Origin of the sequence: Paenibacillus solisilvae (assembly GCF_042656405.1) — a bacterium.
GTDB lineage: Bacteria > Bacillota > Bacilli > Paenibacillales > Paenibacillaceae > Paenibacillus_Z > Paenibacillus_Z solisilvae.
Genome location: NZ_JBHSOW010000115.1, coordinates 42,481 through 56,153 on the forward strand (window position 1 = coordinate 42,481; position 13,673 = coordinate 56,153).

General features: G+C 50.4%; 12 protein-coding genes. 1 reads left to right on the forward strand and 11 read right to left on the reverse strand.

Annotated features, from left to right (window positions below; translation table 11 throughout):
• Nucleotides 1–48: 48 nt before the first annotated feature.
• From ACFPYJ_RS29105 to ACFPYJ_RS29130, 6 genes are all read right to left on the reverse strand, one after another.
• Entirely contained in the window at nucleotides 49–822 is a 774-nt protein-coding gene (locus tag ACFPYJ_RS29105; RefSeq protein WP_379191753.1) for a WecB/TagA/CpsF family glycosyltransferase, read from the reverse strand.
• Nucleotides 823–835: 13 nt separating this feature from the next.
• Nucleotides 836–2,071 carry a polysaccharide pyruvyl transferase CsaB gene (gene csaB, locus ACFPYJ_RS29110; RefSeq protein WP_379191754.1) on the reverse strand — a complete coding sequence of 412 codons (1,236 nt, stop codon included), beginning with the start codon at nucleotides 2,069–2,071 and terminating at the stop codon, nucleotides 836–838.
• Nucleotides 2,011–4,128: a DUF5693 family protein gene (locus ACFPYJ_RS29115; protein WP_379191755.1), complete on the reverse strand. Its 2,118-nt coding sequence runs from the start codon at nucleotides 4,126–4,128 to the stop codon at nucleotides 2,011–2,013. Before ACFPYJ_RS29115 ends, csaB begins: the two co-directional genes overlap by 61 nt.
• A gap of 12 nt (nucleotides 4,129–4,140) precedes the next feature.
• Nucleotides 4,141–5,847, reverse strand: coding sequence for a phospho-sugar mutase (locus ACFPYJ_RS29120; RefSeq protein ID WP_379191756.1), 1,707 nt, complete (start codon nucleotides 5,845–5,847; stop codon nucleotides 4,141–4,143).
• Nucleotides 5,848–5,915: 68 nt separating this feature from the next.
• The gene (gene fabZ, locus ACFPYJ_RS29125) at nucleotides 5,916–6,347 is read right to left on the reverse strand and encodes a 3-hydroxyacyl-ACP dehydratase FabZ (protein WP_379191757.1); all 432 of its coding nucleotides are present in this window, start codon (nucleotides 6,345–6,347) and stop codon (nucleotides 5,916–5,918) included.
• Nucleotides 6,348–6,510: 163 nt separating this feature from the next.
• Nucleotides 6,511–7,074 (reverse strand): CDP-alcohol phosphatidyltransferase family protein, encoded by a 564-nt coding sequence (locus ACFPYJ_RS29130; protein ID WP_379191758.1) that lies wholly within the window; start codon nucleotides 7,072–7,074, stop codon nucleotides 6,511–6,513.
• A 241-nt stretch (nucleotides 7,075–7,315) separates the two neighbouring features.
• Between ACFPYJ_RS29130 and ACFPYJ_RS29135 the strand changes: the two genes are divergently transcribed.
• Nucleotides 7,316–9,523 carry an Ig-like domain-containing protein gene (locus ACFPYJ_RS29135; RefSeq protein WP_379191759.1) on the forward strand — a complete coding sequence of 736 codons (2,208 nt, stop codon included), beginning with the start codon at nucleotides 7,316–7,318 and terminating at the stop codon, nucleotides 9,521–9,523.
• 150 nt (nucleotides 9,524–9,673) lie between these two features.
• On the opposite strand, the gene ACFPYJ_RS29140 is transcribed toward ACFPYJ_RS29135, so the two are convergent.
• The 5 genes from ACFPYJ_RS29140 to spoIIID all read right to left on the reverse strand — a co-directional run bounded on the left by ACFPYJ_RS29140 (nucleotide 9,674) and on the right by spoIIID (nucleotide 13,427).
• Complete coding sequence (locus ACFPYJ_RS29140; RefSeq protein WP_379191760.1) at nucleotides 9,674–10,018, reverse strand: DNA-directed RNA polymerase subunit beta; 345 nt, start codon at nucleotides 10,016–10,018, stop codon at nucleotides 9,674–9,676.
• Between the two features lie 16 nt (nucleotides 10,019–10,034).
• The gene (locus ACFPYJ_RS29145; protein ID WP_379191761.1) at nucleotides 10,035–10,856 is read right to left on the reverse strand and encodes a flagellar hook-basal body protein; all 822 of its coding nucleotides are present in this window, start codon (nucleotides 10,854–10,856) and stop codon (nucleotides 10,035–10,037) included.
• 33 nt (nucleotides 10,857–10,889) lie between these two features.
• Complete coding sequence (locus tag ACFPYJ_RS29150; protein ID WP_379191762.1) at nucleotides 10,890–11,753, reverse strand: flagellar hook-basal body protein; 864 nt, start codon at nucleotides 11,751–11,753, stop codon at nucleotides 10,890–10,892.
• Nucleotides 11,754–12,037: 284 nt separating this feature from the next.
• Entirely contained in the window at nucleotides 12,038–13,036 is a 999-nt protein-coding gene (mreB, locus tag ACFPYJ_RS29155; RefSeq protein WP_379191763.1) for a rod shape-determining protein MreB, read from the reverse strand.
• A gap of 103 nt (nucleotides 13,037–13,139) precedes the next feature.
• Nucleotides 13,140–13,427 (reverse strand): sporulation transcriptional regulator SpoIIID, encoded by a 288-nt coding sequence (gene spoIIID / locus ACFPYJ_RS29160; RefSeq protein WP_125663688.1) that lies wholly within the window; start codon nucleotides 13,425–13,427, stop codon nucleotides 13,140–13,142.
• Between the last annotated feature and the right edge of the window lie 246 nt (nucleotides 13,428–13,673).

Below are 13,673 nucleotides of genomic sequence, written 5' to 3' on the forward strand. Positions count from 1 at the left end.
AAACACCACTGTCATTTTCAAGCATTTTCAGCGATTTAGTCGCTATTTTCAGGAGGTTGGACGATGTTTTCCGACCTTTTCTTTATCTCGCATCACTTTCGCTACGAATTTCGGCAGCATGAACATTCTCCGATATCGAGATGGCTGCTGCAGAAGCCGGTATAGCCACTCCAGACGAAGCTTTTGAAAAAGCTTCGGTGCTCGCTTGAGATTGCCTGATATGACATCAAAGCTGCCCCCCACACCCATAATGACGGGAACGCCAAACGCTTCTTTGTGCTGGGCGATCCACGGCTCCTGCGTATCTACCGAACGTGCAACGAACAGCAGATCAGCTTGGGTTGACCGTATGTATTCGACGACTTCGGCATCCTCTGCCGATCCGAAATATCCATTGCGGTAGCCAGCTATTGTAACGCCCGGATACTGCTGTTTCAGCTTCCTAGCGGTTTGTTCAATAATTTCTTGGGTCGTTCCGAGGAGGAAAACGCGCCAGCTGCGCTTCTCTCCAACCCCCATTAAATGGTGGAGCAGATCGAAACCAGCGACACGCTCCGTAACCGGATCGCCGATATAATTAGCTGCCCAGACAACACCCGTGCCATCTGGTACTACCAGCTCTGCATCCAGCATAACCTTATGAAAGCTTTGCTGCTCAAGCGCAGTCATGATCATAATCGGATTACCGGTTATGACCTGCGTCGGTTCGCGGCGCTCCACCCGTTGTGTTAAATAATGGACGGTATCCGCCATGTTCATTTTGGAAAAGCGAATCCCATAGATCGAAACCGTAGGCACGCTTTGAATGGCTGCTTGGCTCATTCTTGTTGTCACCTCAATTATTTAAACGAAGCAGCTTGACGATTTGTTTCGCCGGAACGCGTGCTTCCTGCTTTAATTTGTTGATCGACGCTTGATGGTTCGCTCGCCACGCGGCGGGGTCATCAAGCATCCGATTCATCTCGGAGACGAAGCTGGAAGGATCCAGCGATTCCGTCGTGCCGATTGGTTGTATTCCGATCCGATTCAGGAACTGATCGATCTTCGGATCGTACGACAGGCCGACCATTGGTACGGCCTGATTGGCCGCGTAGATGAGCGCGTGCAGGCGCATGCCCAGCAGCGCGTCACAACGGCTGACCTCCAGCAGCATTTGCTGGGGGTCGTCGCCGGGCTCGGCGATTTCGGCTTGGCTTGCGCCGAGATCGCCGAGCTGCCCGACCACCCATCGCGACGCTTCCGCGTCTGATGGAGTGTGGAAGGGCAGGAACCGCAGCCGCACAGCCCGGCTGCGGGCCAGCGCGCCCAGCGCGGCGGCGATGCGCGCAAGGTCGGCGCCGTCCTTGCGCCATTGGCGCAAGGACACGCCGACGAGCGGCAGGCGCTCCGCAGCCGCGCCGGGCGCGTCCGCGCGGCCCGGGGCCGCCGCCGGCGAAGCCGCGGCCCCGTGGCCAAGGCCGCCCGCCGCAGCGGCTTCGCCCGCTTGCGGCTGCGCTGCCGGCAGCGGCAGCGCCATGACCGGATCGGGTACGACGTCGATCCGCTCAAGCGGCAAACCGATCCGCTCAAGAAGCTGGGCGGATCCCTCATCCCGCACCGACACATATGCGCTGCGCCGCATAACGCCGCGGATCAGCCAGTCCATCCACCGGCGGTTCACCGGCCCGATGCCCTGCGCGTAGATAAACGTCGGCTTGCCCAGCAGCTGAGCCAGCTTCAGAACGCCCGTATAATAAGGGATCGTCTTCGCGCTTGTTGCATCCTGCAGCAGGCTTCCCCCGCCGCTGATAAGCCCGTGGCTGCTGCGAATCGCACGCAGCACTTCGCCAAGTTTCATGCGATGCACGGATTCCACGCCGTACATCGCCGTCGTCCAGGCCGGATCGATCGATAAGACGATCGGCACAATCTGGACGCCCTGCCCGGCTCCCTCTTCCTCGAGCGCGAACAGAATGGATTTTAGAACCGCCTCATCTCCGCTGTTGCGGAAACCATAATAACCCGAGATAACTACACGCCGGATTTGAGATTTTGTTTCGCCTGCGCGAAGCGAGGTGACCATCGTTTCCATGCCCCTTCCAATACCTGCCATACCCCGATCATGACCATCCCGATTATCGCACCAAGTACGAGACCGAGCAGTACCCGAATGATTGAGATATGCAGCGGTGTATGAATGTGAGCAAAGGTATCGACCATCGACAGCTGGCCAATGGCACCTACAATAAAGAATACCCATGCTGCGCGGTAACGAAGCGCCAAAAACAGCCCAAAGAAAAATAATGGATGCGAAAGCAGGAACTCTTTCGTCCGCGGGCGGACGCCGAAGGTTTGCTCGAGCGTGTTGCGAAGCAAGATATCCAGTGAAAAGGTCTTGCCTGCATTACCCGTTCTCGATAAGTAATATAAGCCGGCGGCTCCAATAATTACCGCTGCAATAACCCATAGAACGGTGATTTGCATCTTGAGCAGTTTCCGTATATTCCCGATGACGGAATCTCCCGTATACAGGAATACATATAGGGCAGCAAGCGCAATCGGTGCAAGGTGCAGTAAACTGACGCCACGGAACTGCTCCAGTACAAGCTTATACGTAATATTGTTCAGCAGGGCAACGACAAACGGTATGCCCCCCAAGGAAATGACAGATGTAGTTGCAAATATCGCAATGGCCATCGTAAACCTGCGGCCTGCGCTAATACCCTGAAACGTCCAGCGCATGGAAGGCGGACCTGTGTAACCCTTGCCTTCTGTTGTTGGTCCGCCAACCGGTCTTCGATTACCCACCGTATGCGCCCTCACCCGGCTCAAAGCCCATATAATGGCGAGCGTCGGCGCACTGATCGCCGCTCCAAGCGCCAGGCCTTGTTCAAACAGCGATTTCGAGAGGACATACAAGCCTGCGCTTCCGGCTAAACCTATTACGAATACCGGAATCAGAACACCAGGCAGGAAGGTATTAATCAGCAGTGCAATCAGTGAAATCGCTCCAAGCGCAACCAGCGCCTTCAGCGGCTTATGCCAAGAAGGAGGGGCCTGGTAATCAAACGGCTGCGCTGCTCCTGTCTTGAAGCCAAGCTTAGTCAGCTTGGCAATTGCACCTTGATCTCCCTGCAGGGAGTCATAAATATTTTGCAGGGAGTTCGTGATCGCTGACTTGGAAGCACTGCTTACAGGCGCACTATTGAGATAGAACATCCGGATGCTGCGGTCTTTGATCGCTAATTGGAAGCGGTCTGCAATGCCTTCCGGCGTCATCGTAGCCGCATCGCTGTCAGAGAGCGAATAAAGCCTTGCCACATTATAATGAATCAAATAAGCCAGACTATTCATGCCTTTTTGCGGCTGGGAATTCTCGATGGTTGTAATGCCGATTCCATTGCGATTCAAGATATCCGCAAATCCGGCAATACTCTTCAAATCGGGATTGTCCCGATACCCCTTAACCGCATCGCCATCAAACAGGATGCGCGTTACGCCCAGCTTTTTATAATCAGTGAGCAAGTTATTCATGGCTTCCTGATCATAAGGCGTACGGTCGGAGAAACGGGGCAAGATCGCAAATCCCGCGTCATATAGCGTTTGAACAGCGATCGGATCCGGCTTCATGGACTTCAAGACTGCGTTCTCTACAGGCGTTTCAATAACAAGTCCGGATTTGCCGTCATAGCTCCAAGGAGCTACCGGAATATCCCACTGCTGAAACGTCGCTTCAATCACAGGACGCAAAGCTGCCTCTTCTTTACTGCCGGCAAAGAGCAAATACGTATATTTCTCATTCGTCGGTTTAGGCATGTCCATCAGATTGCTTACATCTTCGGAATTGTACAGCGTCAGACGGCCCGACCAGCTTAAATCCTGCAGAGAGCTTTCAAACACGGCCATAGAGTGAATGCCGGACTCTTTCATGGTGACAAGCTGTTCTTTAATGAATTGCTCGGGATGCGCCTGGTAAGACGCAATTTGCACGAGGTCCCGATAGTCGAACACAAATTCAACCTGCTTGGCTGTTTTCTCTAATTCCCAGCGGGAAGCACCCACAGGAATGGCAGCGATAACCCCTATTAATGTAAGCACCCACAGTAACAGCTGGGCTCTTCGATTCCATTGTTGCCAAGTTTGTCGCACCGGTTCCACTCCTTAAGCCTTGTTGTCCACAACTTCCATGACCGCTTGCGTCAATCGTTCTACAGCCGCTGCCGCATCCGCTTGGGAACTGCCGCATACTGCAAAATAAACTTTAATTTTCGGCTCCGTACCGGACGGACGCAGACAGAACCACGAACCATCCTCCAGCAGGAATTTCAATACGTTCTCCGCTGGCAGCCCGTCAAGACCAGGCAAATAATCAAGCATTTTCGTTACACGCACACCGGCAACCTCAGCTGGCGGGTTGCTGCGCCAGTGGTTCATGATTCCGGCAATCTGCTGAACGCCGTCAACGCCTTTAAGTGTACGCGACTCCAGATGTTCCAGGTAAAACCCGAATTTTTCATACAATTCGAGAAGAACATCATACAGCGTCTTCCCTTGACTCTTATAGTAAGCAGCTGCTTCGCAAATAAACAGCGAAGCGATAACGGCATCTTTGTCCCTGGCATACGTTCCGGTTAAATATCCATAGCTTTCTTCATAGCCGAACAAGAATGTATGCTCGCCCGTTTTTTCATATTGAGTCATTTTCTCCCCTATGTATTTGAAGCCCGTCAGCGTATTGACCACTCCTGCACCATAGGAGCGTGCAATATCCGCGCCCATTTCACTTGTCACGATTGTTTTGACCACAACGCCGTTTGCAGGAAACTGTCCGCGTTCCTTTAACGTGCTGAGCAGGTAGTTCACCATAATAGCGCCTGACTGGTTGCCTGTCAGAACAACATACTCGCCTTCATTGTTACGCACGACCGCACCCATACGGTCACAGTCCGGATCCGTACCGATAATAATATCCGCTTCCACTTCCTGTGCAAGCTTAATGGCAAGCGTAAAAGCTTCCCGCTCTTCCGGATTCGGCGATTTGACCGTGCTGAAGTAGCCATCCGGCTGTTCTTGCTCAGGGACAACGTGCACGTTATTGAAGCCTGCCTGCTTCAATACCTGACGAACGGGCATATTGCCTGCTCCGTGCAGCGGGGTGAATACCACATTAAAAGTATCGCCAAATCCGCGCTTCAATAAATCACGATTTAGGCTGTGAGACACAACAGTGTCCACATAAGCTGCGTCATCAGCTTCTCCAAGCCAGCGCAGCAGACCCTTAGCTTCCGCTTCTTCTTGGCTGATGCGGCGAATTTGATCGAAGCCGCTTACGCGCTGAATAGCGCCAATAACCTGCTCTGCATCCTCAGGCACCAGCTGGCAGCCGTCAGAGCCGTAAGCTTTATAGCCGTTATACTCGGGTGGATTGTGGCTGGCTGTAACGACAATGCCGCTGACAGCACCCAAAGCACGTACAGCAAAAGACAACTGCGGCGTCGGGCGAAGGCCTTTGAACAAATAAGCCGTTACGCCGTTTGCAGCCAGCACCAGGGCAGCATCGAGCGCGAACTCAGGCGAGTTATTGCGGGAGTCATGAGCGATAACAACGGAAGGATTGCTTTTGTTCTGGCTAAGCACCCAGTCCGCAAGCCCTTGTGTTGCTTTACCTACAGTATAGATGTTCATCCGGTTCGTACCCGCGCCCATAACTCCGCGCAGACCGCCCGTTCCGAATTCAAGGTCACGATAGAAACGATCCTCGATTTCCTTCGCATTCCCTTTGATTGCTGTGAGCTCTTCTTTCGTCGTTGCATCAATCACGGGATCCTTCAGCCATGCCTCGTAACGTTCTACTGCTGCTTGTGTCATTTGCAATCTCCCTCTCTCCACCGTATTTGTACTGCTTCTATATGTCTCAATCGTTGGGTACGAGATAATTATTCAGGATCCTTAAGGGCAAACATGATCTCGCCTTCGGCCACTATTTTATCACCGACTTTGGCGGTTGCTTGTCCTTTTCCGACAATCCCCTTTAAGCGCGTAATCTCGACTTCCAGAGTCAACGTATCGCCAGGAGTCACTTGGCCGCGGAAACGGAAATTATCAATGCCGGCGAAAAATCCGATTTTCCCCTTATTTCCCTCCACCATCAATATCGCGACTGTACCTACCTGGGCGAGCGCCTCAACAATCAGCACACCCGGCATCACCGGATATTGAGGGAAGTGGCCTGTGAAGAAAGGCTCGTTCATCGTCACATTTTTGATCCCTACCGCACGCTTGCCAACCTCTACCTCAAGAATGCGATCGATAAGCAGAAACGGCGGGCGATGCGGAATAATCTCTTGTATTTGTCTAATATCCAGCATTTCTATGTCTCCTTTCGAAATCCACGTTTAAATTGTTGGTTATTGTGCCACAATAAGGCCATCCTTCTCGAAACTGCAGTCGTGAAGGTTAAGATAAGGGAGATTGACCGCAAGGAGAGAATGCTTCTACAGAAGCCTCTCGCGGTCAGTCTCTTTTTTGCTTTTACATCGTCTTCGTCTTCTCCTCTTCTGCCAAAAGATTGGGCTGCTCAGCCGCAGCGTTATCCTTGTTCAAGGAGACGAACAAAAAGATATAAATGAAGGAAGTCATAAAGGAGAAGATAATAATTCCCCATAAGTAGGCCTTAGCAAAGGGCAGTTCAAAGAATATAAAAAGAATAGCCAGATAATAAAGGGCGGTCGTCAGTTTGCCCATCCAATTGGCCGGTACCGTCTTTTTCCCCCGAAAATGGAAATACGCCGATCCTATGATCATACCTAAATCGCGTATGAAAATAGCCGCACCCGCACTCCAAGGAATATGTCCCGTTATAAGCAAGGAAAGAATAACCGTGATCATCATCGTCTTATCCGCTAGTGGATCGAGCATGGCGCCAAGCGAGGTCACTTGTCCGTTTCTACGCGCTAAATATCCGTCTAAAATATCAGTCAGTCCTGCAAGAATGACAATGAGAAATGCCCATTTCATATGTCCCGAGGAGAAAATAGCGATATAAACGGGGATCAACGCAAAACGCAGCATCGTCAACAAGTTAGGCAGATTCAAATGCTCACGCCCCCTTACCTTTTCGGGATATGGCTTCAAAGTTCCTCACCCATTATACCTCTACACCAGGAAAAATAAAACTCTGCTCTTAATGAAGGCGCAGTCTTTCTGCCTGCTGCAGCGAGGAATCGAATGAACATTATTGGTAATTAGTGGTATTTTGCTTCAATTTAAGGCTCCGTAAACCGTTAAATAGTAGAGGTCCCTAAATTATATGAAGCCGGAGGTTATTCGAACCACTATGAGTCATGTGAAGCAAGCCTTTTCTGCCCGAGTCATCCGTACTTGGGCCTCCGCAGGTCTGTCACTCCTTCTAATTCTATCCGCATTCGCCGGTATTGCATCTGCCGCGGAGGATACCGTTACCGGCTTTACCTTTGAAACAACGCCGTCCAGCCCTTCCTTATATGTAGGGGAAACCTACGAGCTCCAAACCAACGCAACCTTCCTCTCCCCAGCGGGAGTAACGACGAAGAAGGATGTCACAACGGATGCATCATGGTCATCATCCAACTCCACAGTTATTAAGGTAGAGAATGGGGTGCTGACGGGGGTAACAAGCGGTGATGCCGTCATTAAAGCCCAGTACAAAGGATACACGCTTACGATTAAGTTCACCTCTTCTTACAAGTATGACAGTCTGACCTTGGAGGATACCAACGGAAATGCCGCCGCCGATGCCGCTAATGTTGAGCTCGGCCAATCCATCGTCTTTGGACTTACTGCTAAGAAAAGCGGCTTTGAGGATTTCACTGCCACGAATGATGCCGTTTGGACAAGCTCCGATACAGCCATCGCAACGGTTAAAGCGGGTCATGTGACACTGGTGAGTTTGGGTGAAACTACGATTACAGCCGCTTACAAAGGCAAAACGGACTCCATTAAGCTTAAAGTCGCATCTCCTTATCAATCCTTTACAATATCTCCAGATACGCTGATGGAACTTATACTTGGCAATGCCCCGGAAACGGTGACTGCCTCAGGCATATTAACTTCAACCGGCAGTGCGCCGACTCCAGCGCCAAGCGATATCAAATGGACCAGTGCCAACACCGCTGTCGCAACCGTTGATAACGGGACAGTGACTCCGGTAGGCTCTGGAACAACGACAATTACCGCTTACCACTTGGGAGCGTCGACATCGATATCGGTCGTTGTGCGTCCGGCGTTTGAAGCGATGCGGATCTCCCCCAAAGAAGAACAGCATCTATCGTTAAAAGGCAGTCCAGCAGCATTCACGTTGACTGTGGTTGGCAGTGATGAACAGCCTGAAGACGTATCCACTGCCGCTAGCTGGACTTCAAGTAATGTATTCGCAGCAACAGTAAGTGTTGATAATGGCAAAGTGCTGGTTACGCCTAAAGGTGTAGGCACAACAACCATTAAGGCTTCCTACAAAGGCGTATCGCAGCAAGTTAACGTTACGGTTTATCCAACGGTCAGCATGCTCACTGCCGCAAGCGATAAAGTGAGCGCATTTCTGAATGAAGCCGTTACCCTGCCGAAAATCACAGCCAAAACATTAGCCGATGAATCCATAGATGTCTCAGGGCTTGTTACCTGGAAGAGCAGCAATACCGATATTGTCAATCTCGTTGATGGTAAATGGACAGCGAATAAAGCAGGAACAACGCTCCTCACCGCTGAAATCGACACTAACAAATCCGTATCCGTCACCGTGACTGTTTATCAGAAGCCATTAGTGCTCACGGCTGATAAGACGTCTCAAAGTATCGTTATCGGCAAAGAAGTGAAGCTTCCAACAATCAAGGTTACCTATGAAGACGGCAGTGAGGAAGATGTAACAAACGCAGTCACATGGAAGAGTTCATCTTCAAACCTGCTTTTGAAAGCACTGAATATGCGGGGGCTTGTCGTATCTAACGTAACGCTGACCGGCACCTACCTGGGCAAATCCATCACCATACGGGTTGCAATCGAAGAGGAAATTACGAAGCTGTTTGTAGATGCGAGCTCCGTCGTTCTTAACCCCAATCGCACCAAAACATTGAAAGTAACAGGCGTCTATAAGAGCGGTAAATCCGTGTCTCTCAGCAGCAAGATGGATTGGACAATGACACCGGAGACAGTTGCCTCGATCAAAGGAAGCACGATTAAAGGGCTGACAGAGGGTACAGCTAAGCTTGAGGGCAGCTATCAGGATAAGTCGGTACAAATTACCGTGAGCGTTGTGCCTAAGTTGAAGAAACTTACTTTGAACTCAAAATCATTTACAATGAATGCCGCAGACAAAGGTACGATCAAAGTTACCGCTGAGTACGAGAACGGCAAAACGATCGATGTATCCGGTTCGGCGGTTTGGTCATCGTCCAACGATAAAGCAGTAACTGTCGATCACGGAGCGGTTACTGGTATTGCCAAAGGCTCTGCAGCAATCAAGGCAGCCTTCGGCGGCAAATCCATCAGCATCCGGATTACTATTAAATAGTGCGTGCATGCTCGTCATGTAAAGGCAGTACCAAGGCTCAGCTGCCCTGGTACTGCCTTTTTCAAGTTCATCGCGGGGCATCGTTCCCTTTGCGCATACAAAAAAGCCCCGCTCTGCGTAGAGTAGGGGCTTGTACAAGTATATTCCATATTATGAATCCGCAAACACAAGATCGTACATATGCTTCCAGGTTGCCAGATTAAATACATCCGAGACAGAGCCTTTTCCGATTGTAACGTAGCCTACGCACATACCGCCGACAATTGCAATCACACACAATGCCGGCACGACACTCTTACGGAGCAGCCATAGCAAAATGCGGACTCCTTGGTTGCGTTTCGGACGTTCCTTGTCCGATTGGGCAGCCTCAGCACCCCGCTTTGAATGCAGTTCCTGCTCGGCTGATCGACTGCCGGACGGAACTGCCGTTAGCAGAGAACGCTCCGCTTGAGAGACACCTTCCAGTCCTGCAGCTGTTTCCTTCTTCGTATCCATACCGCTCAACTCTTTCCTACCCGCGCAGATTATTTGCAAGCCCAAGCATGGTATCACTCGAGGACAATGCTCTTGCACTTAACTGGTAAGCGCGCTGCACGTTAATCAATTCAGTCATTTCATCTGCCAAAGTAACATTGGATTGCTCTACATAACCTTGATGGATCGAGATTCGATTGGCTTCGCTAGGGACAATGCTTTGAACGACATCCCCAGTATTCATGCCATCTGCAATAGTGAATAAGTTATCGGACACCTGTGACAGTAATCCTGGCTTCGTAGCTTGTACCATACCCAGTTGACCAAGATCTATACGTCCTCCATATGGGGGAGAACCTGTAATATGGCCTTGCGCGTCAATTTGCACATCATGCACGCCAGCCGGTATTTCGATACGCCTTCCATCCGCTGATGCAACAGGATAACCCTCACGTGTCGTGAGAATGTTCGCGCCGTTTGCAGCAAAAGAAGTTTGAAAGGATCCTCCGCGTGTATAAGCGCGTGTTCCGTTGTTATCAACCAGCACTTCAAAAAGGGCATTGCCCTCGATGGCGAGGTCATAAGGCTGATCGGTTTGTTGAAGCGGTCCCTGCGATAAATCAGGCTGAACATTCGTGAGTCTGGAGCCCCAGCCCTGATTAAAACCAAGCGGTGTCAACCTTCCCGGCTGTGTAAAGGAATCCGGCTGCTTCTTGAGCGTCGTCAGCAGATCTTCGAACGAGCCTTCCTTGCGCTTATAGCCAACCGTATTTACGTTGGCAATATTATCGGCAAGAATATCGAGCTTCTGCTGAAGTCCGTTCATTGAAACCATTGCATTAATCATAGAGCTGTTCAAGACTTCAGGCCTCCTTTACGAATTCACACCCATTTAAACGCGTCCTACTTCATTCACAGCCTTGTCCAAGCTCTTGTCGTAGTATTGGATAACTTTCTGATTGGCTTCGTAAGCGCGGGCCGCTGACATCAAATCAACCATGGATTGAGCAGAGTCAACATTCGAACGCTCGATATAGCCCTGACGCACTTCAACACGGTCATCTGCAGCAATCGGACTTGCATTTTTCGGATCGCCTTGAAGGGCAAATTTACCGTTTCCTGAACGTACCAGCTCATTTGGATTCTCGATCCGAGTGATAAGCAATTGCCCCACACTTATGCCTGTCGCTGTATGAATCAATTGGCGCCCATTATCAAGTGAAAGCTTGTCCACTGATGTGCCCGTTGGAAGTTGAATCGGCCTTCTATCCGCTCCTAGGACAAGCGACCCATCAGCCATGCTTAGAAAGCCTTGTTCATTTAGAGTGAATGAACCATTACGCGTATAACGGGTTTCCCCGTTCGGATCTTGAATCGTGAAGAAAGCTTGCGGCTGGAATGTCTCCATCCCATCCGGTGAAACATATTTGCCGGATTCATCGAAGATGATGCCGGGGACCGCGATATCAGACATAATAGCAAAATCGCCGGACCGGTTCGTCTGCGTCAGATCGCCCTGCAAATTTATTTGCAGACTCTCCTCAGCGAATACTCCCGTATTCAAATGTCCAATGGCATGCCCTTCACCTTCTTTGACACCGGTGAGCTGAAGGAGCATATCGGGAAATGAACGAGTGACCGCATTGTCTTGTTTATAACCAGGCGTATTAATATTCGAAATATTATTCGTTACGGTATCATGTCGGTGCTGCTGAGCAACCATCCCTGCCGCTGCCGTGTAAAGACCTCTTAGCATGTATGAGCCTCCTAAAAGCTTTCTTGAGAAAGCTGCCTTCGTAAGCGTATGCTGATGTTTCGTAGAAGCATAGCTTCGTAAGCGTAAACCAGGCTTTCGTAAGCATATACACTATATATCGGCTTTCTGAGCGGCACGGTGAATAGAACGTCTATGCGTCTTTAGACTCATTTATTATCTTCGTATCCTTCGGCACGCTCCCCAAAGCGTCCTACCTGAATACGTTGCTGCCGTCCTTATGCGGCATGATGAGCTTTATTTATCGTTATATAGACCAGCCGTTCTTATATTCGTTTACTAGGTGCTCTGTCCAAATAATCCAGAAGAAGGCCTGTCCCTTTAACGACACAGTGCATAGGATCTTCCGCAATTAGCACAGGAACTTTCAGCTCCTCCGCCAGCAGTGCATCAAGACCGCCGAGAAGCGCTCCGCCGCCTGTTAGAATAACCCCCCGATCAATAATATCCGCCGACAGCTCCGGAGGAGTCCTCTCCAGCACCGATTTAGCCGCTGCTACAATTGACGATATCGGCTCCCAAAGCGCCTCACGTACTTCCCTGGAGTGAATTGTAACCGTAAGCGGCAAGCCGGATACCATATCCCGTCCGCGGATATCAACCTCGTCTTTGCGGCCGTCATCATACACACTGCCGATTTTTATTTTGATATCCTCACTGGTCCTCTCACCGATCAAGAGCTTATACTTATTCTTAATATATCTCATGATAGCGGCATCGAACTTGTCCCCAGCAACTTTAATAGAAGAGGCGGTAACGACGTCGCCCATGGAAAGCACAGCCACGTCCGTCGTGCCACCGCCAATATCAACTACCATGTTGCCGCTAGGCTGATAAATATCCATACCTGCGCCAATTGCAGCTGCTTTAGGTTCCTCTTCTAAGAAAACATCCTTAGCCCCGCTGCGTTCAGCCGCCTCACGAATCGCTTTTTGCTCCACCGAGGTAATGTTGGTCGGCGCGCAAATGAGAATGCGAGGGCGGCTGTACCACGAGCGGCCGCCGACGCGATCGATAAACGCTTTAAGCATAATCTCCGTAATTTCGAAGTCGGCAATTACACCGTCCCGAAGCGGTCTGATGGCGATGATATTACCTGGTGTCCGACCAACCATTCGATGCGCTTCTTCGCCCACAGCTAATACACGCTTCGTTTCGCTCTCGATCGCGACGACGGAGGGCTCATCCAAGACGACGCCCCTCCCCTTTACGTGAATGGACACATTTGCTGTTCCAAGATCAATTCCGATGTCCTTGCTAAACATAAGTCTAAAGTCCTCCAAGACGAATAGTAGTCGGTTCAATGTTCATCTTGTACAGTATTCGCTGAAATGAGCGAAATTCCTCTATTTTTGTAGAAAAAATCGCTTACGATTTTGCAGCCGCCAGAACCTCGCGCTTTCTTCCGGTACTCTTCTTATATTTGATTTTGGTTGCTTCTCCTCCCCTCAGGTGCCGGATCGATTTGTGATATTCCAGAATGTGCTTCACTTGATCCGCCAGATCGGGGTTAATCTCTGGTAAACGCTCAGTCAAATCCTTATGCACCGTGCTTTTCGAGACGCCAAACTCTTTGGCAATCGTTCGCACCGTGTGCTTCGTCTCGACGATGCAACGGCCGATTTTTATTGTCCGTTCCTTGATGTAATCGTGCACGCTCCCGCCTCCCTACTCGAGATAGTTTGGTACAGTATATGAGGGGTACGGGTATATATTCTTTGTGTCCAAGCATGACAAGCCAAGAAGTGAAAATATTTTCAAAAATAACGGTTTCAGCCCTCTTCATAATGGAAACCAAACAAGGCAAAAGGCAGGGTTTCCCCTGCCTTTTGCCTTCAGGCTGTAGAGAAACCCACTCTTTTCTGAAGCGATGGGTTTCTCTTTTTGTTTGAGACATGGTTT

Excerpts from the sequence above, each read along its gene's own strand:
- csaB (WP_379191754.1), bottom strand. The coding sequence starts at position 2,071 with ATGGAAACGATGGTCACCTCGCTTCGCGCAGGCGAAACAAAATCTCAA.
- ACFPYJ_RS29140 (WP_379191760.1), bottom strand. The coding sequence starts at position 10,018 with ATGGATACGAAGAAGGAAACAGCTGCAGGACTGGAAGGTGTCTCTCAA.
- ACFPYJ_RS29150 (WP_379191762.1), bottom strand. The coding sequence starts at position 11,753 with ATGCTAAGAGGTCTTTACACGGCAGCGGCAGGGATGGTTGCTCAGCAG.
- ACFPYJ_RS29120 (WP_379191756.1), bottom strand. The coding sequence starts at position 5,847 with ATGACACAAGCAGCAGTAGAACGTTACGAGGCATGGCTGAAGGATCCC.
- mreB (WP_379191763.1), bottom strand. The coding sequence starts at position 13,036 with ATGTTTAGCAAGGACATCGGAATTGATCTTGGAACAGCAAATGTGTCC.
- ACFPYJ_RS29135 (WP_379191759.1), top strand. The coding sequence starts at position 7,316 with ATGAGTCATGTGAAGCAAGCCTTTTCTGCCCGAGTCATCCGTACTTGG.
- fabZ (WP_379191757.1), bottom strand. The coding sequence starts at position 6,347 with ATGCTGGATATTAGACAAATACAAGAGATTATTCCGCATCGCCCGCCG.
- ACFPYJ_RS29105 (WP_379191753.1), bottom strand. The coding sequence starts at position 822 with ATGAGCCAAGCAGCCATTCAAAGCGTGCCTACGGTTTCGATCTATGGG.